Origin of the sequence: Amycolatopsis sp. H20-H5 (assembly GCF_035828755.1) — a bacterium.
Lineage (GTDB): Bacteria > Actinomycetota > Actinomycetes > Mycobacteriales > Pseudonocardiaceae > Amycolatopsis.
Genome location: NZ_JAYMZS010000047.1, coordinates 1 through 21651, shown reverse-complemented (window position 1 = coordinate 21651; position 21651 = coordinate 1). Strand labels below are relative to the sequence as shown.

Sequence of the window (21651 nt, the reverse complement as noted above, 5' to 3'; positions counted from 1 at the left end):
AGCCACCACAGCGCCGTCCGCACCACAGAACCGTAAGAGCCCGCCCCGCACGCGCTCGAAAGTCCCTGAAGGCCACCTTCACAGCGTCTGACGCCGTGAAGGTGGCCTTCACGGCACGGCTCCCCGAAAACGGCAGCAAAGGTCCCTTGCTCCCGCGCCCGGAGGTCCCTGAAGGCCACCTTGAGGACGTCAGGGTCCCTCAAGGTGGCCTTCAGAGGCACACGTCCGCGGCCCCGGGGCGGGTCAGAACAGCAGCGGCAGCAGGGCGTGGCGTCGGCGCAGGACGGCGCCGTAGCGGGCGTCGAGCCGCATCCACGAGTCCGTCGCCGTCACGCGGATGACGTCGCCGCTGATCGACGAGTCGAACAGGCCCATCCCCGACAGCGCGAACAGGCACCGCAGCTGGACCTTGATCTCCATCTCGGCCCCGGTGACGGTCAGCACGGCCTGGTCCATCAGCGACGCGGGCGGGTTGCCGTGCGGGCCCGCGTTGTCGCGCGCGAGGGCGACCCCGCGATCGGCCAGTTCGGACACCACGGCCACCGGCAGCTCGTCCACCAGCTGCCAGCGGCCCGCCGCGGGCAGCTCCGAATGCCACATCAGGTCCCTGGCGGGCCCGGGGTCCATCCGCTCGCCGCCCGCGATGGTCAGCGCGGCGAGCAGTTCGTTGGCCGACACCGTGATGTCCGACGGCGTGACGTCGCCTGCCACCGCGCGGGTGGTGAGCACCTCGAACGGCGTCACCGCCCAGGCCTCGACCACGCCGTCGCCGCGCTGGCGCAGCCGTATCAGCGACTGGCCGTCCAGCCGGACCGCGCGCGCCACGAACGCGCCGAGGGTGTCCCTGTCCGCCGCGTCGGGGATGTGGAGCTCAGGCACCGGTCAGCCCCCGCCGCAAGAACTCGCGCTCGGGGTCCGTGAGCCGCCTCGGCCGTTCGGTGACGACGTCGTAAGGTGCCAGCACCGTCTCGGCCGTCACCGCCACTTTGTCCTCTTCGGAAGGTCCACGATGGACCTTGTAGGTGAGGGTGCAACTGGCATACTTCAGCTCTTTCAAGGAGATCTCCACCCGGATCTTCTGGCCGGAGACCACGATGGGCGCCCGGTAGCGCACCTGCAGGCTCACCACCACCATGCCCTTGGAGAGCTCGGAGAGCCCCTGCCGGACGGATTCGCCGAACAGCAGCGGGATCCGCGCCTCTTCGAGCAGCGTCACCAGGTTCGCGTGGTTGACGTGCCCGTAGACGTCCATGTCCGACCAGCGTGGCAGAACGAGTGCAACATAGGTCAACTACCTCACCGTGCTCCGGATCTGGCGCGCCGCCACCGACAGCGTCGCGAGGTCCAGCCTGCCGGACTGCGCGATCTCGTCGAGCGCCACCCTGGCCCGGCCCAGCCGCGACGCGTTGGTCTTCTCCCACTGGGCGATCTTCTCGTCGGCGCTGGTGCCGGGATCGCTGTGCCGCAGCGCGTCCAGCGTGATGGCCCGCAGCGAACCGTAGACGTCGTCCCGCAGCGAGAGCCTGGCCAGCGCGTGCCAGCGGTTGCCGCGTTCCAGCGCGCTGATGGAGGTCAGCATCTTGTCCACGTTCAGGTGATCGGAGAGCGCGTAGTACAGCTCGGCCGTCTCGCCGGGGCTGCGCACCGCGTCGATCCCGACCTGCTGCTCGGCCAGCTCGGCCACCTCGGTGACGTCGAGCAGGCCGAAGGTGTGCAGCAGCACCGAAATCCGGCGCGCCAGCTCCACGGGCACCTTTTGGGCGACCAGCTTCGCGGCGCTCTCGTCGACCGTCTCGGCCTCACGACCCCGCAGCAGCTCACCCGCGCGCGGCGCCAGCTCCGTGTAGACCTCGCCGAACCGGTTGATTTCCGCGAGCGGGGCCAGCGGCTGCGGCCGGTTGGTGAGGAACCAGCGGGCGGCCCGGTCCAGCAGCCGCCGCGTCTCGAGCATCATCGAGTCCGCGACCTCGGTGGAGACCACGTTGTCCAGCGCCTCGATCGCCGTCCACAGCGACTGCAGGTCGAACACGTGGGTCACCACGGCGTACGCGCGGACCGCGTCGGTCGCCGTCGCGTTCATCTCCTCCATGAGCCGGAAGACGAACGAGAGCCCGGCGCCGTCGACGACCTCGTTGGCGATCAGGGTGGTGATGATCTGACGCTTCAGCGGGTGCTGGCCGATGGCGTCGGCGAACCGCTCGCGCAGCGGCTTCGGGAAGTACTCGGGCAGCCGACGCGCGAACACCTCCGAGTCAGGCAGCTCACTGGCCAGCAGCTCGTCCTTGAGCTCCAGCTTCACGTGGGCCAGCAACGTCGCCAGCTCGGGCGAGCTGAGACCCTGGCCCGCCTTGTCGAGCGTGCGGAACTCCGCGTTGCTCGGCAGCGCCTCCAGCTTGCGGTCAAACGCGCCCGCGGCGACCAGAGCGGCGACCTGGCGCTGGTGTACCGAGACCATCGGCACGGCGTGCGCCCGGCTGATCCCGAGCACCGCGTTCTGCCGGTAGTTGTCGGCGAGCACGAGCGCGCCCACCTCGTCGGTCATCTCCTCGAGCAGCGCGTTGCGCTGGTCATGCTCCAGGTTGCCGGTGGCGACCAGGTGGTCGAGCAGGATCTTGATGTTGACCTCGTGGTCGGAGCAGTCCACCCCGGCGGAGTTGTCGAGCGCGTCGGTGTTCATCTTGCCGCCGTTGCGGGCGAACTCGATGCGGCCGAGCTGGGTCAGGCCCAGGTTGCCGCCCTCGCCTACCACGCCGACCCGGAGCTGATTGCCGTTGACCCGCAGCGCGTCGTTGGCTTTGTCCCCGGCGTCCGAGTGGGCCTCCCGCTCGGCCTTGACGTACGTGCCGATGCCGCCGTTCCACAGCAGCTCGACCGGCGCGAGCAGGATCGCCTGCATCAGCTCCATCGGCGCGAGCACGGCGACATCGGCCGCCAGGCCCAGCGCGGCGCGGACCTGCGGGCTGACCGGGATCGTCTTCGCCGAACGCGAGTAGATCCCGCCGCCCTCGCTGATCAGCGAGCGGTCGTAGTCGTCCCAGGACGAGCGCGGCAGGTCGAACAGTCGCTGCCGCTCGGCGAACGTCGAGGCCGCCTCGGGGTTCGGGTCGAGGAAGATGTGCAGGTGGTTGAATGCGGCCACCAGCCGGATGTGCTCGGACAGCAGCATGCCGTTGCCGAACACGTCACCGGCCATGTCCCCGATGCCGACCACGGTGAAGTCCTCGGACTGGGTGTCCTTGTCCAGCTCGCGGAAGTGCCGCTTGACGCTCTCCCACGCGCCCTTGGCGGTGATGCCCATCGCTTTGTGGTCGTAGCCAACCGAGCCGCCGGAGGCGAAGGCGTCGCCAAGCCAGAAGTTGTAGCTCGCCGAAACCTCGTTGGCGATGTCGGAGAACTTCGCGGTGCCCTTGTCCGCGGCGACGACCAGGTAGCTGTCGTCGGGGTCGTGGCGCACGACGTCCGGGGCGGGCACGGTGCTGCCCTCGACCCGGTTGTCGGTGAGGTCCAGCAGGCCCGAGATGAACATCCGGTAGCAGGCGATGCCCTCGTTGAGCTGGGCGTCACGGTCCAGCCCGGCGTCACCGGTCGCGACCGGCGGACGCTTGACGACGAACCCGCCCTTGGCGCCGACGGGCACGATCACGGCGTTCTTCACCGCCTGCGCCTTGACCAGCCCGAGCACCTCGGTGCGGAAGTCCTCGCGCCGGTCGGACCAGCGCAGGCCACCACGCGCGACAGCGCCGAAGCGCAGGTGCACGCCCTCGACGCGCGGGGAGTACACGAAAATCTCGAACCGCGGCAGCGGCTTCGGCAGCTCCGGCACACCGCTCGGGTCGAGCTTGATCGCCAGGAACGGCCGCGGCACGCCCCCGGCGTCGGTGACGTGGTAGTTCGTGCGCAGCGTCGCCTGGATGACGGCCATCAGCCGGCGCAGGATCGTGTCCTCGTCGAGGCTGGTGACCCCGTCGATGAGCTCGTTGATCTCGGCGACCAGCTGATCGGTCTGGCTCTCGCGCTGGGGGGCGCCGACCGCGAGGTCGAACCGCACTTCGAACAGGCGCACCAGCGCCTTGGCGATGTCGTTGTGGGCCCGCACGGTGTTCTCGATGTAGTCCTGCGAGAACCGGCTCGCGGCCTGGCGCAGGTAGCGCGAGTACGCACGCAGGATGGAAGCCTGCCGCCAGGTGAGCCCGGCGCACAGTACCAGCGCGTTGAAGCCGTCGACCTCGCAGTTCCCGTGCCAGGCGGCCGCGAAGGCCTCCTGGAAACGGGCGCGCAGGTCCTCGTCGGCACCGGCGCTGGCCTGGTCGAGCACGCGCTGGTCGATGCTGAGGCCGAAGTCGTAGATCCACGACCGGCTGCCGTCCTCGCGGCGCAGCTCGTACGGCCGCTCGTCGACGACCTCGACGCCCATGTTCTGCAGCACCGGCAGGACCTTGGACAGCGTGACGCCCTCGCCGTGCAGGTAGAGCTTGAAGCGGCGCTCCCCCGGCTCGGCGTCGGCGGGCAGGTAGAACTGCATCGCCAGGTCGTCCTCGCCGGCCAGCGAGTCGAGCATGCGGACGTCGGCCAGCGCCTCGGTGGCGGTGAAGTCCTCCTTGTAGCCCTCGGGGAACACCCCGGCGAACCGCTGACCCTGCTCGCTGGCCGACTCCTCGCCCAGCATGCCGATCGCGGCGCCGCCGTCCCCGGCGCGCTCGCGGCGCTCGGTGAGGATGGCCTCGATCATCAGGTCGTCCCAGCTGCGAACGGCCGAGTTGAGCCGTTCCTGGATACGCAGCGTCTCCGGCTCGATCCAGCGTGCCGGGTCGGTGTGCACGATGAAGTGCACCTGCGCGAGCACGGTCTCGCCGATGCGCGCGCTGTACTCGAGCTGCGTGCCCTCGAGCTCCTCGAGCAGCACCTCCTGCATCGCCAGCCTGGACCGGGTGGTGTAGCGGTCGCGCGGGAGGAACACCAGGCAGGAGTAGAACCGGCCGTACGGGTCGCGGCGCAGGAACAGCCGCAGGCGCCGCCGGTCCGACAGGGTGATCGCGCCGGTGGTCGTCGCGTAGAGCGAGTCGGTGTCGGCGGAGAACAGGTCGGCACGCGGCCAGTTCTGCAGCACTTCGAGCATGCGCTGGCCGGAGAAGGACTCCATCGGGAACCCGGCCCGGTGGATGACCTGGCGCACCCGGTCGCAGACCACCGGGATGTCCAGCACGTTCTCGTGCAGGGCGGTGGTGGTGAACATGCCGAGGAACCGGTGCTCGCCGGTGACGGTGCCCTCGGCGTCGAAGGTCTTCACCCCGACGTAGTACGGGTAGATCGGGCGGTGCACCGTCGACGGCGCGCTGGCCTGGGTGAGCACCAGCAGCGTCGGCGCGAGCGCGGTGCCGGCGGTGTCGGGCCCGGCGGTGAGACCACGCGCGGCGAGGCTGTCCTGCCGGAGCACACCGAGCCCGGAAGCCAGCACCGCGCGCAGGGCGGGCTCGTCGGAGTCGGGGTGGGGGTTGTCGACCAGTTCGTAGCGGCGGTACCCCAGGAAGGTGAAGTGCCCGTTGGCGAGCCAGCGCAGCAGGCGGGCGCCCTCGGCGATCTCGTCGGCGGGCAGGTCGGGCGGGCTCGCGCCGAGCTCGTCGGCGAGGCTGACGGCGGTCTGGGCCATCTTCTCGGCGTCTTCGACGACCTCGCGGACGTCACCCAGCACCGACGAAAGCCGGTTGTCGAGCTCGCGGGCCCGGTTGGGGTCGGTGACCAGGTCGATCTCGACGTACATCCACGACTCGGCGACCGAGTTCGCGGGCGGCTCGGCCGGGTCCGCCGACGGGTGGACCTCGAGCAGCTCACCGGTCAGGTCACGGCTGACCACCACGATCGGGTGGACGATGCGCTGGACCTGCACGCCGTCGCGGGCGAACTCGGCGGCCACCGAATCCACGAGGTAGGGCATGTCGTCGGTGACGACCTGCACGACGGTGGCCTCGCGGGTCCAGCCGTCCTCGGTGGTGGTGGGGTTGAGCAGGCGTACCGCTGGGCGGCCCGGCATCCGGTGCTTGGCCAGCTGCTGGTGCGAGCGCACCGCGCCGACGAGGTCGACCGGGTCGTCGCCGAGGATCTCCTCGGCCGGGATGTGACGATAGTAAAGGCGGATCAGTTCGCCGATCTCCGGCGCGAGCGCCGCGGCCGTGTCGATCAGCTCGTCCCGGATCTGCTCCGGGCTGGCCGAGCGACGCTGGGCGCCGTTCTCGGTGCCGACATCTTTTCCGGGCAGGGACGAGACTCCCGTCGAGCTCATTTGAGGCAACTCTCCACTGTGCGAGTTTGACACCGCGTCCGGCACGGCGATGTGCCGAACCACACCAACGTACAGCGCACCACCCGGCCGGTCAGCAGGCCGGGTAGTTGCGGGTACGAGAGGGAAAACCTGAGCACAGAGCGGGAATCTCCGTGATCGGTTCAGCTACTCGCCGGTTCGGTGACGGCCGCTGTCATCCGGGTCACCACCGCGCCCGTGCCCGTTCACCGGACGGCGCTCGTCGGCCCGCTCCCGTGTCGGACCGAGCTGCTTCACCAGCGCGGCGGCACTGGCCGTGCCCGCCTGGTGTTCCGCGAGCGCCCGCGCCAGCAATTCGGCGAGGCCCGCGTCGGGTGGCGGCTCGTCCTCGGCGACGGCACGGGCGTAGCTGTTGTCCCCGAACAGCTGGGGCCTTGGCGTCCAAGAGCCGAGATCGTCGTCCAGCGGCTCCAGCGCCGGCGGCATCTTCAGCCGGGGCAGCCACGGGTCGGACACCTGGTCGCGTAGACCGTTCCCGGCGGGAGCCGGGTCCTCCCGAGGCGCCGGGGCGAGCAGCGACTCGGTGAGCCACGGCAGATCGGACTCGACGGAGATCCTGGGCTCTTCCGGCTTTTTGGTTGTTCCCGACGTTCCCGACGTTCCCGACGTTCCCGACGTTCCCGACGTTTCTGGCAGGGTCGTCGCGGCGTCGACCCGGTGCCCGGCCCGCTCGTCGCGACCGCTGTCCTCCGCGCGCCGCCGTCCACCGCCCGTGCCGAGATCACGCTCGGCATCCCGGCCCGAGGACCAGCTGGGGGTCAGGTCGCTCTCGAAGTCCAGCCGATCGGAGCGGCCCTGGACGTCACTGTCGCGTGCGGCCCGCGCTCGCTTGGCCTGCTCACGTTCGAGTTCGAGCCGGTCGTACTCGGCTTCTTCACGTTTGATCCGGTCACGTTCGGCGCGGTTGCGTTCGACCCGCTCACGCTCGACTCGCGCGCGCTCGGCCTGTTCGTGCTCAACGCGTTCACGTTCGGCACGGTCGCGGTCAGCCTGCGCACGCTCGGCCTGCTCACGTTCGACACGAGCACGCTCGACGCGGTCACGCTCGGCCTCTTCGCGCGCAGCCTCTTCACGCTCGGCCTGCTCACGCTCCACACGAGCACGCTCAACCCGCTCACGCTCGACGCGTTCGCGTTCGACCTCTTCGCGCTCGAGGCGATTGCGTTCGGCGAGCTCCCGTTCGACACGCTCACGGTCGGCCTGTTCACGCTCATTCCGCGCTCGCTCGGCCTGTTCGCGCTCCTCCCGCGCACGCTCGGCACGGTCGCGGGCGACACGGTCACGCTCGATCTGTTCACGTTCACGGTCGGCACGGTCACGATCAACCGACCCGCGTTCAAGCCGATCCCGGTCAGCACGATCCCGGTCCGCACGGTCACGATCGGCTGGCCCGCGTTCGTGACCAACACGGTCACGATCGACCGGCTCGCTCTTGAGCCGGTCCCGATCCGCACGGTCGTGGTCGGCACGGTCATGGTCGGCACGGTCACGGTCGGCACGGTCACGGTCGGCACGGTCGTGGTCGGCACGGTCACGGTCGGCACGGTCATGGTCGGCACGGTCACGGTCGACCGACCCACGTTCGCGATCCGCACGATCACGATCGACCGGCTCACGCTCGAACCGATCCCTGCGATCCCGGTCGGCACGGTCATGGTCCGAGCGGTCGCGGCCGTTCAGGTCACGCTCGTCCCGGCGACGATCGGTCCAGTCGCGATCGCCGCGGTCACCATCGGCCTGGGCACCTTCGCCCCGATGACGGTCGGCACCGTTGGTCGGGGCACGACCGGTCCGGTCACCCTCGGACCGGTCACGATCAGCGCCCTGGGCCCGCTCACGATCGCCCCAAGGGTCGTCGGCGCGGTCCGCCCGGTCACGATCGGCCTGACCGGCGGCACGGTCACCATCGGACCGGTCACGATCCGTCCGAGCACGGCCGGTGAGATACCCACCGCTTCGATCACGATCGGCTCGGCCGCCCGAGTGGCCGCGGTCGGCTTCGCCGTGAGACGACCAGGGGCTGCCGCGCTCGGAGTCGAGCCGATCGGACCGGTCGTCCTCCTCCGCGGACCAGCTCCGGCCGGTGCCGTTGCGGCCCACCGGCGCGGAGTCACGCTCGCGGTCGATCTCGTCGTACCCAGCGTGGCCGGAGCCACGATCACGATCGGGAGCGCTGGAGGCGCCGTTCCGCTCGGGCTCGGCTCGATCGGCTGTGCGGCCGCGGTCCCGCTCGAAGTCACTGTCCCGGGAAGAGCCGAAATCAGGGTCGCCCGCGGTCCGCCCGCCCTCGCGGTGGCCGGACCGTCCTGACGGACTCCCGACGTCCGAGTCGGACCGGCCGCGCGGCTGTCCGGCGTCCGGCTCAACAGGGGAAACGGTCTCGGCGTCCTCGTCCGCCGCCCGGCGACGACCACGGGCCGGACCTTCGGACGCGGCGATCCCCAGCCGATCCAGCACCGATCGCGCGGCCACCGAACCGTGTTCGGCGTCGTGCCGCGTCTTGCGCGCGGCGGGCACGACCGGGTCGCGCCGGGTTCGCTCGTCGTTCTCCCAGCGCGGGTTCGACGGTTCGGGCACGCGGGGGGCGGGCTCGGCGGCGGGGGCCGGGGCCATCGGCAGTTCCGACCGGCGCGCCTCGGGCTCGAAGCGCGACTCGCGAACAGCAGCCGATTCCCGGTGCGGATCACGCTCGGGCGCGGGCTGCGGGGCGAGGGCGCTCCGGCCGGGGTCGAGCACGTCGTCGAGGTCGACCGGCGCGAGTTCAGCCGTGCCGAACTCCCCGCCGAGCAGTCCGCAGGCCTGGCGCCGGACCCTGGCCTGGAGATGTTCGGCGGCCCGGGAGCGGTGCAGATGTTCGATGGCTTCGTCCGGCCTGCCGAAGCGCTCTTCGAGCTGCGCGAGCTCCAGGCACAACCGCGCGGTGAGCGCGTGCAGGCCGTGCCTTTCGGCGCCCGCCACCGCTTCACGCACGAGCATGGTCGCGGCTTCACCCGAACCGGCGGGGAGGTGGACGCGCGTCGCCACGGCGAGGCGGAGCCATCCCATCGGCGCGGCGCTCGCGGCCCTGGCCGGAGCGGTCAGGATCGGCTGGGCGATCTCCATCGCCATTTCCGTGTCACCGCGGTCGAGCAGGGTGCACACGAGCTGAAGGATCAGCCGGACACGCACCAGCCCACCATCGTCCTCGGGCCGGTCGAGCTTCTCGAGGAAGCCCAGCCCGGTGCGGGCGGCATCGGCCGCCGCGGTGAGGTCGCCGTGCCGGCGCCGGTGCGCCGAGGTGCCGACCCGCAGCATCGCGCGGACCAGGTGCTTGGTGTCGGCGGGCATGGTGTCGTCGCGAAGGACGAGCTTGTCGGCCTCGACCAGCACCCGGTCGAGCTCGGCCTTGCGCCCGAACTGCGCCAGGCACCCCACGAGGTGGCACAGCGCCGCCGCGCGAGGCGCGGTGGGCAACGCGGGATCGGCGAGCACCGGGCGCAGGGCCGCGAGGCCCGTCAGCGGCACTCCGACGCTGCGCGCGCAAATCGCGAGATCGACCCGCAGCCGGGCGGCGACGTCGCCGTATCCGGCGTGCTCGGCGGCTCGCAGCGCGGCGACGGCCCGGCCGACCATGCCGGCCCGGTCACCGAGGCGGACCCGCGCGGCGACCACCAGCCCTTCGGCACGGATCCACTGCTCGTCCGCCCTGGCCACCTCGGCCAGCGCGGACGCGCGCTCGCCGAGGACGAGCGCGAGTTCCGGAGCCCGCAGGCTCAGCTCGGCGCAGCGCTCGATCAGCCGCCCCACGGAGGTGAGGTTCCCCCCTACGTCAGCAACAACGGACCGCTCACCCACCGCGGCAGCGGTGGGTGAGCCCGGCCTGACGTCTCTGCTGGCTTCCACGGGGAACCCCGCCCCCTTAGTCGCGGGTCAGCTTGCGATGGGTGACGCGGTGCGGGCGCGCCGCGTCCGCACCGAGACGCTCGACCTTGTTCTGCTCGTAGCCTTCGAAGTTTCCTTCGAACCAGAACCACGCGCCGGGACTTTCGTCGGTGCCTTCCCAGGCGAGGATGTGCGTCGCCACCCGGTCGAGGAACCACCGGTCGTGCGAGATGACCACGGCGCAGCCGGGGAACTGCTCCAGCGCGTTCTCCAGCGAACCCAGCGTCTCGACGTCCAGGTCGTTCGTCGGTTCGTCGAGCAGGATCAGGTTCCCGCCCTGCTTGAGGGTCAGCGCCAGGTTCAGCCGGTTGCGCTCGCCACCGGAGAGCACGCCCGCCGGCTTCTGCTGATCCGGGCCCTTGAAGCCGAACGCGCTGACGTAGGCACGCGAAGGCATTTCGGTCTGCCCGACGTGAATGTAGTCCAGCTTGTCCGAAACCACCTCCCACACGGTCTTCTTCGGGTCGATGCCGCCGCGGTTCTGGTCCACATAGGACAGTTTGACGGTCTCGCCGATCTTGACGCGGCCGTCGTCCGCGTCCTCGAGCCCGACGATCGTCTTGAACAGCGTCGTCTTGCCGACACCGTTCGGGCCGATGACGCCGACGATGCCGTTGCGCGGCAGGTCGAACGACAGGCCCTCGATCAGGATCCGGTCGTCGAAACCCTTGCGCAGCTTCTCGACCTCGACGACCACGCTGCCCAGCCGGGGACCCGGCGGGATCTGGATCTCCTCGAAGTCGAGCTTGCGGTGCTTGTCGGCCTCGGCCGCCATCTCCTCGTAGCGGTCGAGACGCGACCGCGACTTGGTCTGGCGGGCCTTGGCGTTGGACCGGACCCATTCGAGCTCGGTCTTCAGCCGCTTGGCCAGCTTCATGTCCTTCTTGCCCTGGACAGCCAGGCGTTCCTGCTTCTTCTCGAGGTAAGTCGAGTAGTTGCCCTCGTAGCCGACGACGCGCCCGCGGTCGATCTCCATGATCCACTCGGCGACGTTGTCCAGGAAGTACCGGTCGTGGGTCACGGCCAGCACCGCCCCGGCGTACCGGCCGAGGAACTGCTCCAGCCACAGCACGCTTTCGGCGTCCAAATGGTTAGTGGGTTCATCGAGGAGCAGGAGGTCGGGGGCCGACAGCAGCAGCTTGCACAGCGCGACCCGGCGGCGCTCGCCACCGGACAGGTGCGTGACGCCCTCCTCGGGCGGCGGGCACCGGAGCGCGTCCATGGCCTGCTCGACCGTCGAGTCGAGCTCCCAGGCGTTCGCGTGGTCGAGCTCCTCCTGGAGCCCGCCCATCTCTTCCATCAGCTCGTCGCTGTAGTCGGTCGCCATCAGTTCGGCGATCTCGTTGTACCGGTCGAGCTTGACCTTGATGTCGCCGAGGCCCTCCTCGACGTTCTGGCGGACGGTCTTGTCCTCGGTGAGCACGGGCTCCTGCATGAGGATGCCCACGCTCGCGCCAGGCTGAAGGAAAGCTTCGCCGTTGCTGGCCTGCTCGATCCCCGCCATGATCTTGAGAACGGTGGACTTACCGGCTCCGTTCGGACCCACCACGCCGATCTTGGCGCCGGGGTAGAACGCGGTGCTGACGTCGTCGAGGATGACCTTGTCCCCGACGGTCTTGCGCACCTTCTTCATGGTGTAGATAAACTCGGCCATGCGAGCGATCGTAGAGCGAGCCGATCCGCGCCCTGACGGCGGTCACCACCGAGCTACCGAAAGTTAGCCGCGCAGCACCGCCCGACCATCATCTCCCTTCCGCCGGACCACTGGACCGGGCCGCGTCCGGTCAGGCGGCCGGCACCGATTCAGCAGCACTGACGAGCCCGTTTTCCACCGCCCCGCGCCACTCCGGGCGGCTGTTGGCGGCCCGCACGGGACGCCGGACCCCGGCCACGCACCGGCCGAGATCGGGGCCGACGGCGAAGGCCTCAAGCTCAAGTACAGCGCGAGACCGCGGGGCGACGTCCGGCCCGCCCGAGGACAGCCTGCCGGTGACCACGACCGGATCGCCCTTGCCGAGACAGCTGTGCACCCCCGCGGCCAGTTTGCGCCGGCAGGTCACCCGGACTTCGAGCTCCCGGCCGTCGGTCCACTCCCCCCGCTCACGGTCGAAGCGGCGCTCGATGTTGAGCAGCCCGAACGAAACGACGTCATGGCCGCGTTCCGGCTCCTGGTGGTGGACCGGCTCACTGGTCAGCCTTCCGACCATCGTGATCCACGTTTCCCCAACCGCCATCGCCCTCACCCTTCACTCGGCGCGCACCGCCTCGGTGCCCGTGAAACCAGCTTGCCGGGACGGGCGGGCCGGAAACGGCGGGCCGCGAAATCTGTGGACAACCGGACCCGGTGTGCACAACCGGGGCGGTCCGGCGGTCACGAGCAGCGAAATTCGTCGGTGCTGCGTGCTAGGGCGCGAAACAGCTAGTTCGGCCGCTTGCCCGGCTCGGCGAGTTTCTTGAGCATCGCGTTGTAGGCGTGGAGATCGGCGTCCCCGGTGACCTCTTCGCGCCGGTCGGACCGCTTGGCCTCGCGCTCGTCGGCACGGGCCCATTGCACGAGCAGCGCGATCAGCACGAGCAGCACCGGGATCTCGCCCGACGCCCAGGCGATCCCGCCGCCGAGCCGCTGGTCGGTCAGCAGGTCGCCGACCCATGGCAGCTTCAGCGAGGAGTAGAACTGCTGGCCGATCACCGTCTGCATGCTCATCAGGATCACGCCGAAGAACGCGTGGAACGGCATCGCGGCGAACATCATGCCGAGCTTGCCCAGCGAAGGGATCCGCCGCGGCGCCGGATCCACGCCGATCACCGGCCAGTAGAAGACGTACCCCGCCAGCAGGAAGTGGCCGTTCATCAGCAGATGCGCCCAGTGGTAGTCGAGCGCGGAGTCGAACAGGCCGGAGAAGTACAGCGCGTAGAACGACCCGACGAACAGCGCGAGCGCGACCAGGGGATGGGTCAGCGCCCGGGAAACCGGCGAGTGCACGAACGCGAGCAGCCATTCCCGCGGCCCCGGCGGCCCGTCCCTGCCCGCGACCGGCAGCGCGCGCAGCGCCAGCGTGATCGGGCCGCCCAGCACGAACAGCACGGGCGTGACCATGGACAGCAGCATGTGGCTGCCCATGTGCACGCTGAACATCGCCGGCGCGTACCGCCCGATCCCCGAGGAGGTCGCGATGAGCAGCACGAAACAGCCCGCGAGCCAGGACACCACCCGGCCGGGGGGCCACGTGTCGCCGCGGCGGCGCAACCTGCGGACACCGAGGAGGTAGAGGACGGCGAGCACGATCGCCGCCGTGCCGTAGACGAGGTCGAACCGCCAGACGAACAGCAGCCGCGCCACCGTGGGCGGGCCGTCGAGCGGGTAGCCGACCAGCAGCTCCGTCGTCGACGGCTGGCTGAACACCTCCTGCGGGGGCGGCGTCTTGGCCAGCCCCGTCGCGATGCCGATCGTGACGAACATGATCAGCACCTCGACCGCGGCGAGCTTCAGCAGCTGGCCGCCACCGGCGCCGTCGACGAGCCCGCGAACGCCGCGTTGCCGTTGCTGGTGGCCGAAAACCCCGAGCAGCAGCAGGGCGACCACCTTGGCCGTGACCAGCAGGCCGTAGTCCGTGGTCAGCAGGTCCTGCACCCGGATCCGGACCAGCGCGTTGACCACGCCCGAGATCGCCATCACGATCCAGCAGACGAGCGCCAGCTTGGAGAACCGCGTCGCCGCGAGCTTCAGGTTCTCGCCCCGCCGCCAGCCGAGCGCGAGCAGCGCCACCAGCCCGCCGACCCACAGCGCGGCCGCGACCAGGTGGTACAGCAGGCTGTTGGTGGCCAGGTCGTGCGAGCCGCCGCTCGCGGAGTGCCCGGTGACCGCGACCGGGACCAGCCCGCCCACGGAAAGGAAGAAGAGCACGGCGGTCCAGCCCCAGGACAGCACCAGCCGGCAGCCGACCGCGATCACCAGCGCGATCAGCGCCGTCCACAGCCAGGCCTTGGGCTGCTCGACGGCGTCGACCAGGTCGAGCAGCACCTGCGGCGAGAGGACCTCGGAGAACGGGCGTCCCGCGGCGTCCGCGGAGGTGAACAGCACCGAAGCCACGGCCGCGGCGAACCAGATCCACGCGGCCGTCCCGGCGACCCGCAGCGCGGCGTACCCGTCGGGCGCGAGGGTGCCGGATTTCTGGGGCGGCACCAGGAAAGCCGCCAGCAACAGGGAGCCGACGCACAGCACCTCGGCGGCCTCGGCGACGACCCTGACCACGGTGACGCCGTAGCGGGTGACCAGGCCCGGGTCGGGCAGCCCGGCGACGAGGTACCCGGCGCCCCCGGTGAGCGCGACCAGCGCGACGGCGACCAGCGCGGCGAGCACGACGCCCACGGAGAGCAACGGCAGGACGCTCGCCTTGCGCTGGGTGGGTCCGGCCTGGTCAGTCGCGGGGTTCGAGGACACGTCACGAGGGTAGCCCGGCCCGCCGCCGTGGTTTCGCGGGCGCGGGGAGGCAGGATGGGCCGGTGCGGATCATCCTGCTGAGGCACGCCGAGTCACTCGGCAACGCCGACGAGCTCGCCTACACCCGGATCCCGGACCACGCGCTGCCGCTCACCGACACCGGGCGTGAGCAGGCCCGCGCGACCGGTCCCGTGCTGACCCGGCTGCTGGGCGGGGACCGGGTCGCGGTGTACGTCAGCCCGTACCTGCGGACCAGGGAAACGTTGCGGCTGCTGGACATCGGCGACGCCTGCGAGCGGATCGTGCCGGAGCCGCGGTTGCGCGAGCAGGACTGGGGCAACCTGCAGGACCCCCGGGACCAGGAGGTCCAGCGTCAGCGCCGGCACGAGTTCGGCCACTTCTACTACCGGCTCCCGTTCGGGGAGTCGGGCGCCGACGTCGACGACCGCGTCGCGGCGTTCCTCAGCGAGCTGGCGGCACGTGGCGAACGACACCCCGAGACGGTGCTGATCGTGTCGCACGGGCTGACGATCCGGCTGCTGTGCCGCCGCCTGTTCGGCTGGAGCGTCGAGCTGTTCGAGTCGCTGTCCAACCCGGAGACCTGCGAGTACCGGATCCTCGATGGCGACGGCGAAAAGTGGTCGCTGGACCGCCCGTTCGGGCAGTGGCGCGACTCACCCGACGGGGAGACGCAGGACTAGCGGCGCCCACATGCTCACCCGGGTCCCGTGCCCCGGGCTGGACTGGAGGTCCGCGCGGCCGCCGATCTCGTCGAGCCGCGCGACGATCGAATGCTCGATGCCGAAGCCCGAGCGGTGCGCGCCGACGAGGAAGCCCTTGCCGTGGTCACGCACGATCACGGTGGTCCCGTCGCCGGTCTCCCGCACGCTGACGATCACCCGCGCCGTCCCGGCGTGCTTGAGGGCGTTGCGCAGCGCCTCCCGCGTCGCGTCGTGCAGGGCGTCCACGGCGGCGTCGGGCAGCTCGTCTCCCCCGCTCCCGGGTGCGACGACCTCGGCGTGCAGGCCGTCCACCGCCATCTCGGCGACGAGCAGCCGCAGCCGCTGGTGTAGGCCGGCCGGGACGCCGGAAAGCTCGTTGTCGAGGCTCATCCGCAGCCGCATCGCCTGCGCCCGCGCGGTGCGGCGCACCTGGTGGAGGCTCGCGACCGGGTCGATGGTGTCGCCAGGCGCCGCCAGCGCCAGCGACTCCATCACCTGCAGGACCGTGTCGTGGACGTCGCGGCGCTGCCGTTCGCGTTCGGCGGCCCGGCCCTGCTGCTCGCCGAAACCGAGGGCGAACCGCATCGACGCGCCGAGCAGCACGAGGATCGCCACCGAGGTCGCCACGAACGCGACGAGGACCACGAAGTCCCCGGTGTCGGGCGGCACGGCGCCGGCCGCGGCCGCCATCACGTACCGCAGGAGCGCGACGCCGACGACGGCCACCGCGCCCGCGAGGACCCCCCGCAGGAACGCCAGGATCATCACCGTGCCCATCAGGTGGATCCAGGTGACGGCGGAAACGTAGGCGAACTGCGCGGGGGCGACGACCAGGGCGGCGCCGAGGTTGAGCGCGACGCCGTACCCGAGGTCGGCGAGCGGGATCAGCCGGGCGCCCGACGGGTGGCGGCCGGACCAGCGGAAGACCCAGCACGCCTCGGCCAGGTTGGGCACGACCTGCAGCAGGGCGAAGAGCCAGATCACCGGCAACACGCGGTGGTCGTCCCACCACAGCGCCTGCCCGAGGATCACCAGGCGGAACACCACCGGTATCAGCAGCAGGCGGGGCAGGGCCCGCTGCACGAGCCCCGCCGGAATACCCGTCCCCCGAGCCCTCACGACTTCCCCCTCCCCGATCAGCCGACCTGAAATGGCGAAGTCATCGCATTCATCTCAGTTTACCGACCAGGACAGCTTGCCCGGGGGCGGCGGCGGTGTCAACGCGCCGTGGGGGTCAAAGTCTCCTCCCGCAGGCGGACCCGGCGTGCCCCGAGCGCCGCCGGCACGATGATGGCCGCGACCAGGCCGACCACCAGGAAGGACAGCGACAGCGACGTCAGCTGGGCGATCCCGCCGACCAGGGGCGGCCCGGCGAGGAACCCGCTGTAAGCGATGGTGGTCACGAAGGCCAGCTCCCGTTCACCCCCGCTGCCGTCGGCCCGCTTGCCCGCGTCGCCTGCCAGACTGAGCGCGATGGGGAAGGCCGCGGCCAGGCCGACGCCCGCGAGCGCGAACCCGAGATAGCCGAACGCGGCAAGCGGGACGATCGCGGCGACCACCAGCCCGGCGGCGGCCAGGCCGGCGCCGAAGGCCAAGGCGCGCGTGGCGCCGAACCGGCGTTGCGTCCAGGCGCCCCCGAGCCTGGCCAGCGCCATGGCGAGCGCGAAGCCGGAGAACGCGAGCGCCGCGGCACCCTGGCCCATGCCATGTTCGGTGGTCATGAGCAGGGCGGACCAGTCCGAGCTGGCCCCTTCGGCGATCGCCGAACACAGCGCGACGGCGGCCAGCAGCCACAGCACGGGACGGCGCACAGGCGCCCTGAGCGGCGCCGGAACCGCCTCGGCCGACTTCACCGGCCGCGCCCCCGGCACGGCCCGGATGATCAACGCCAGCACGACCAGCGCGGCGATCGCGGCGACCACGAGATGCCTGCCCGGCGACCAGCCGTGGGAGGCGGCGAGGCCCGCAGCGAGCGAGCCGGCGAGGGCGCCGAAGCTGAAGCCGGCGTGCAGCGTCGGCATGATCGGCTTGCCCAGCCGCCGCTCGATCACGACCCCGGCGACGTTCATGGCGACGTCGAGCGCGCCCACACTCGCGCCGAGCACGAACAGAGCGGCCCCGAGCAGCGCGACCGACGTCGCGTAGCCGACCAGGGGCAGCGCGACACAGGCGATCACGGTGCTCCCGGCGACCACGGCCCGCGTGCCACCGCGTTCGATCAGCCTGCCTGACACCGAGGCCGCGCACAGCATGCCGACGCTGGCCCCGAGCAGCGCGAGGCCGAAAACACCTGGCGCCGCGTGCACCTGCGCGGACAGCGCGGGCGTGCGAGGGGCCCAGGAACCCAGCGCCGCACCGTTCAGCGCGAACACCAGGAAGACCGCCGTCCGAGCACTCATGTAGCCACACCCCTTTCGTTATTCCCTTGTGCCAGAATGACTGAAGCGCTTCAGAATGTCCACCGGATTTTCGCGCACTAGACTGGCGGGGTGAGTACCACGCGACGTCGGAGGCCGACGCTGGACGACGTCGCCGAGGCTGTCGGCGTCTCGCGCGCGACCGTGTCGAACGCCTACAACCGGCCGGACCAGCTGTCCGCCCACCTGCGGGAAGACGTGCTGCGAGCGGCCAAGCAGCTCGGCTACACCGGGCCGAATCCGACGGCCCGCAGCCTGGCCACCAGCCGGACGGGCGCGATCGCGTTCATGCTCGACGCGAGCCTGTCCGCGGCCTTCTCCGACCCCGCGCTCTCGGTGACCCTGGACGCGCTGGCCACGGCCGTGGACCCCGACGGGCACGCCCTGCTGCTGCTCCCGGGCGGAGACGACGGCGGCCCCCGCGCCGACCGCGTGCTCGCCGCACAGGCGGACGTCGCGGTGGCGTATTCCCTGGCCGACGGCGCTTCGGCGCTCACCGCGGTGCGCGACCGCGGCCTGCCGCTGGTCGTCATCGACCAGCCGCTGGTGCCCGGAGCGGCCAGGGTGGGCTGCGACGACCGGGGCGGCGCCGCGGCGGCGGCCAGGCACTTGCTCGACCTCGGGCACCGCCGCTTCGGCATCTTCTCCGCGCAGTGCCTGTCCGCGCCACGCGGCGGCGAGCTGAGCGCCCGCAACGCCGCGGACAGCAGGTACAACGACACCCGGGAGCGCCTCACGGGCTACCTGGACACCCTCGCCGAAGCCGGGATCTCCCCGGGCGACGTGCCGATCTGGGAGGCGTCCGGGATGTCCGTCCAGGGCGCGATGCCGAGCGCGTTCGGCCTGCTGGAGCGCGATCCCCGGCCGACGGCGCTGCTGTGCATGTCCGACCAGCTGGCACTCGCGGCGATCGCGGTGGCCCGGCAGCTCGGCCTCGACGTGCCGGGGCAGCTCTCGGTGGTCGGTTTCGACGACGCCCCGCCCGCCCGTTGGTCCGAACCACCGCTGACCACCGTCCGTCAGGACCTGGTGGCGAAGGGGCGGATAGCGGGTGAGCTGGCACTCCAGCTCCTGGACGGCCGGCGCGCACCGGAGCCGACGAGGCTCCCGGCCGAGCTCGTGATCCGCGCCACCACCGCCCGCGCCTAGCAGCCTCCCCCACCCCCCGCAAGGCCCCCACGCGATTTGTGGACAACCCCGCCCCGATCGAGCGGATCACATCTACTTATCCACAGAAGTAAAACTGCGGAGTGACAAACCTACCCAAGCCCGTCATCGTGGAATCACCACATTCCACCGCGGCCGAAAAGGTGAGCCGCTCATTCAGGGGGAGAAACCACCATGTCACGACGTCTGCCGAACCTGCGCCACCGCCTGCCCCGAGCCCTGCTCCTGACCACCGTCAGCCTGCTGACCTGCGCCGGAGTGGCCCAGGCCGATACCACCGCCACCGAGCCGTCGTGTAAGAAAGGCGAGTTCTGCACCTGGTCGGATGAATCCTATGGTGGCACCGCGCAGCGCTTCGATCTGCGCACCGCCAATCCCGAGGAATGCATTCCACTGCCCGCCAACTTCGAAGGCCATTCGTTCATCAACCGAATGACCCGCGACGTCACCGTATACCAAAGCCTCGAATGCACGACCGAGGGCGATTTCATCACCTACCCGGGTGGCGGCACCTACGTACCGCAAGCACCCTTCGTGGTCCGCGCCCTGAAGATCTGGGACTGACCACCTGAACGGGTTCGCCGCCGTCCGCTCCTGGGAGAGTCGACTCGCAGCCGGCGTCGAACCAGGGCCGCTCCCCCGAAGCGGCCCTGCCCGCGGGCGCGCTGCCCCGCAACCCGGCGCGCCCGCGGGCCCCTCCCTAGAAACAGCTCACCCAACCCTGAAACGATTCGGCGGCATCAAACGATCGAATGGATGGCGACGACTAAGCTGCCGGTGCTGGGCGACCAGTACCTGTCGTCGGCGCGCAGGCCCTCGTAGCTCAGCTGGACAGAGCAAGAGCCTTCTAATCTCTAGGTCGCAGGTTCGAGTCCTGCCGGGGGCACCCAACAGAACTGCGACCCGCTGACCAGCGGGTTTGCGGTTCGACGCTGATAGTTTCAGCGTGTTTGACGCTGTAGGGTGCTAAGAAACACGTATAGGAGCCCCACCGCTTGGCGGTGGGGCTCCTATACGTGTCGACTCGCTGCCGTACGTCACAGCTAAACCACTCGGGCACAGGCAGTAACCACGCGACTTCGATATGCGCCCTGCAAGGCTTGATTGGCCATACGCCGAACTACGCTCCCGCAATCGGAGGCAGGCGTCCCGACCGTCGGCGGTGTTGTCGCCAGCTCGTCGGTGCAGTCCGGCCCAACCCAAGCGCCATCGGCACGGAGACGTCAGCAGCGTTGGCGCTGAAAGGTCCCTCAGCGCGGGGGCTGCGGAGGGACCATACTTCGTAGAGCAGCAGCGGGCTGACTCTCAGCACTACTGAGCGTACCCGCTGTACAAGCGGGTCCTGACGACGGCGACCGTCCAAACCACGCGCCGCCGCACGTCACCAACGACGCCCGGCACTCTACGGACGAACTGGACTGGGTCCGATCCATAGCGACCATTCCTGACCACGTCAGGGTCTGGCGCAGGTCGGCATTCTTTCGAGTAGATGCCGGTAGTAGCTGTCGTCGCGTGCAGGCGCGTAGCCGCCTTGGGTCGCCGCTCGGTTGGACAGCAAAGCCCATGCAGCGCTTGCCGCTCGCGAATCCTCGGGGCATCTCCGTGACCTTGGGCGATGTCGGACAGCAGGGCGAGCAGGGCCTCAGTCTCGTCACCACCGAGAATCACGTCGGCGTCCAACGGACCGCTGCCAGGCATATTGCCCTCCTCCTCGCCGTGATCCCGATGACCGCCTTCATCATCACCGGTGCTCAGGCGGATCCGCTCGCCTGCGACCACGCTAGAGGTACGAGGAGGCCGGCTTGAAGAATGAGTCGGGCGCCCGCAGCCGCCGTTGGTCGTGGTGCCGGTGCCGGGAGGCCGTGGCTGGAATACTACTGCGGGTGGACGTCTCCGAGGTGCCGAAGTGGGTCATGCCGTGGATGGCGCCGACCGGGACGGTGAACGCGGGAGGCGTTGCGCGCGCTTGACCGGCCACTGCTGGCCTGGCCGTGTGGTGAGTTCGATGCCGAGGAGTACTACGAGGGCTTTCCGGCCAACGAGATCAGTGCTCTGGAACGTGAAGTCCGCAAGCTCGGCGCGCGCCCGGCGTGGCGGATGGAGCGCGTGTGGTTCCCGGATGAGGAAGCGTCGGCGGAGGAGACCGCGGCGTACGAGGCCGCGTGTCGGGACGTGGCCGGACGCTTGATCATGCCGAGGTGTTTGGACGCCTACGTCATGCAAGCGTATGGAGCGGCTGGTCTCGATGATGGCGAGGACCCCGCCGACATCGACGTCGAAGACCTCGATGAGGCGTTGGCGTGGGCCGAGGCCGGGGTCTGCGTGTTGCAACAGAGTTTGTGCTGGCCGTTCATGGATTGCTTGCCATACGCCGAACTCGACAACCGTCCTGCCCACCGGGTTCTGTACGCCTACGCCAGCCTGCTGAGCCGACGACACCCACGCAAGGCGGCGCCGTGGTTTCGCTCGATGGTCTTCTACAATCCACCTGACAACATGGGCGCTCGATTCGCCGTCCCCGGCGGATCACGCGGTTGAGCGTAGCTGTTCAGCTGGCTGGTGGCCGATGTCGGTGGGTTGAGTCCCACCTGGGATGATCTTGGTGTGGCGGTTCCTGGGGTGTTGGAGGCGATGGTCGAGCAGTTGCTCGCCCGTGTTCAGGAGTTG

Annotated in this window: 14 protein-coding genes, 1 tRNA gene and 1 pseudogene; 6 read left to right on the top strand and 10 right to left on the bottom strand. The window is 70.3% G+C overall.

Annotated features, from left to right (window positions below):
- Positions 1-243 precede the first annotated feature (243 nt).
- The 4 genes from QMK34_RS24505 to QMK34_RS24490 form a co-directional block, all read right to left on the bottom strand.
- Positions 244-879 (bottom strand): hypothetical protein, encoded by a 636-nt coding sequence (locus tag QMK34_RS24505; protein ID WP_326416657.1) that lies wholly within the window; start codon positions 877-879, stop codon positions 244-246.
- Entirely contained in the window at positions 872-1291 is a 420-nt protein-coding gene (locus tag QMK34_RS24500) for an acyl-CoA thioesterase (protein WP_326416656.1), read from the bottom strand. The genes QMK34_RS24505 and QMK34_RS24500 overlap by 8 nt, the downstream gene beginning before the upstream one ends.
- Positions 1292-6277 (bottom strand): NAD-glutamate dehydrogenase, encoded by a 4986-nt coding sequence (locus QMK34_RS24495; protein ID WP_326416655.1) that lies wholly within the window; start codon positions 6275-6277, stop codon positions 1292-1294.
- 165 nt (positions 6278-6442) lie between these two features.
- A complete protein-coding gene (locus QMK34_RS24490) occupies positions 6443-6772 on the bottom strand; it encodes a hypothetical protein (RefSeq protein WP_442785205.1) in 330 nt (109 codons plus the stop codon).
- Between the two features lie 201 nt (positions 6773-6973).
- Between QMK34_RS24490 and QMK34_RS24485 the strand changes: the two genes are divergently transcribed.
- Positions 6974-8626: a hypothetical protein gene (locus tag QMK34_RS24485; protein WP_326416700.1), complete on the top strand. Its 1653-nt coding sequence runs from the start codon at positions 6974-6976 to the stop codon at positions 8624-8626.
- A gap of 348 nt (positions 8627-8974) precedes the next feature.
- Here the strand turns inward: QMK34_RS24485 and QMK34_RS24480 are convergent.
- The 4 genes and pseudogenes from QMK34_RS24480 to QMK34_RS24465 all read right to left on the bottom strand — a co-directional run.
- A pseudogene (locus QMK34_RS24480) lies at positions 8975-10198 on the bottom strand (hypothetical protein); the annotation flags it as partial.
- A gap of 16 nt (positions 10199-10214) precedes the next feature.
- On the bottom strand, positions 10215-11891 hold the full coding sequence (gene ettA / locus QMK34_RS24475) for an energy-dependent translational throttle protein EttA (protein ID WP_326416654.1): 1677 nt from the start codon (positions 11889-11891) through the stop codon (positions 10215-10217).
- A gap of 130 nt (positions 11892-12021) precedes the next feature.
- Positions 12022-12471 carry a single-stranded DNA-binding protein gene (locus tag QMK34_RS24470; protein WP_326416653.1) on the bottom strand — a complete coding sequence of 150 codons (450 nt, stop codon included), beginning with the start codon at positions 12469-12471 and terminating at the stop codon, positions 12022-12024.
- 185 nt (positions 12472-12656) lie between these two features.
- The gene (locus QMK34_RS24465; protein WP_326416651.1) at positions 12657-14678 is read right to left on the bottom strand and encodes a cytochrome c oxidase assembly protein; all 2022 of its coding nucleotides are present in this window, start codon (positions 14676-14678) and stop codon (positions 12657-12659) included.
- A 62-nt stretch (positions 14679-14740) separates the two neighbouring features.
- Here QMK34_RS24465 and QMK34_RS24460 point away from each other — a divergent pair, with 62 nt between their 5' ends.
- On the top strand, positions 14741-15379 hold the full coding sequence (locus tag QMK34_RS24460; RefSeq protein ID WP_326416650.1) for a histidine phosphatase family protein: 639 nt from the start codon (positions 14741-14743) through the stop codon (positions 15377-15379).
- Here QMK34_RS24460 and QMK34_RS24455 read toward each other — a convergent pair.
- The gene (locus QMK34_RS24455) at positions 15353-16519 is read right to left on the bottom strand and encodes a sensor histidine kinase (protein ID WP_326416649.1); all 1167 of its coding nucleotides are present in this window, start codon (positions 16517-16519) and stop codon (positions 15353-15355) included. The two genes, QMK34_RS24460 and QMK34_RS24455, sit on opposite strands and share 27 nt — an antisense overlap.
- A gap of 98 nt (positions 16520-16617) precedes the next feature.
- Entirely contained in the window at positions 16618-17799 is a 1182-nt protein-coding gene (locus QMK34_RS24450; RefSeq protein WP_326416648.1) for an MFS transporter, read from the bottom strand.
- A gap of 90 nt (positions 17800-17889) precedes the next feature.
- Between QMK34_RS24450 and QMK34_RS24445 the strand changes: the two genes are divergently transcribed.
- From QMK34_RS24445 to QMK34_RS24430, 4 genes are all read left to right on the top strand, one after another.
- The gene (locus QMK34_RS24445) at positions 17890-18966 is read left to right on the top strand and encodes a LacI family DNA-binding transcriptional regulator (RefSeq protein ID WP_326416646.1); all 1077 of its coding nucleotides are present in this window, start codon (positions 17890-17892) and stop codon (positions 18964-18966) included.
- A gap of 192 nt (positions 18967-19158) precedes the next feature.
- Positions 19159-19548 (top strand): peptidase inhibitor family I36 protein, encoded by a 390-nt coding sequence (locus tag QMK34_RS24440; RefSeq protein ID WP_326416644.1) that lies wholly within the window; start codon positions 19159-19161, stop codon positions 19546-19548.
- Positions 19549-19796: 248 nt separating this feature from the next.
- Positions 19797-19870: transfer RNA gene (locus QMK34_RS24435), tRNA-Arg, on the top strand.
- A gap of 1070 nt (positions 19871-20940) precedes the next feature.
- Positions 20941-21522, top strand: coding sequence for a hypothetical protein (locus QMK34_RS24430; protein ID WP_326416643.1), 582 nt, complete (start codon positions 20941-20943; stop codon positions 21520-21522).
- The last annotated feature ends 129 nt before the right edge of the window (positions 21523-21651 follow it).

Excerpts from the sequence above, each read along its gene's own strand:
- QMK34_RS24440 (WP_326416644.1), top strand. The coding sequence starts at position 19,159 with ATGTCACGACGTCTGCCGAACCTGCGCCACCGCCTGCCCCGAGCCCTG.
- ettA (WP_326416654.1), bottom strand. The coding sequence starts at position 11,891 with ATGGCCGAGTTTATCTACACCATGAAGAAGGTGCGCAAGACCGTCGGG.
- QMK34_RS24450 (WP_326416648.1), bottom strand. The coding sequence starts at position 17,799 with ATGAGTGCTCGGACGGCGGTCTTCCTGGTGTTCGCGCTGAACGGTGCG.
- QMK34_RS24495 (WP_326416655.1), bottom strand. The coding sequence starts at position 6,277 with ATGAGCTCGACGGGAGTCTCGTCCCTGCCCGGAAAAGATGTCGGCACC.
- QMK34_RS24470 (WP_326416653.1), bottom strand. The coding sequence starts at position 12,471 with ATGGCGGTTGGGGAAACGTGGATCACGATGGTCGGAAGGCTGACCAGT.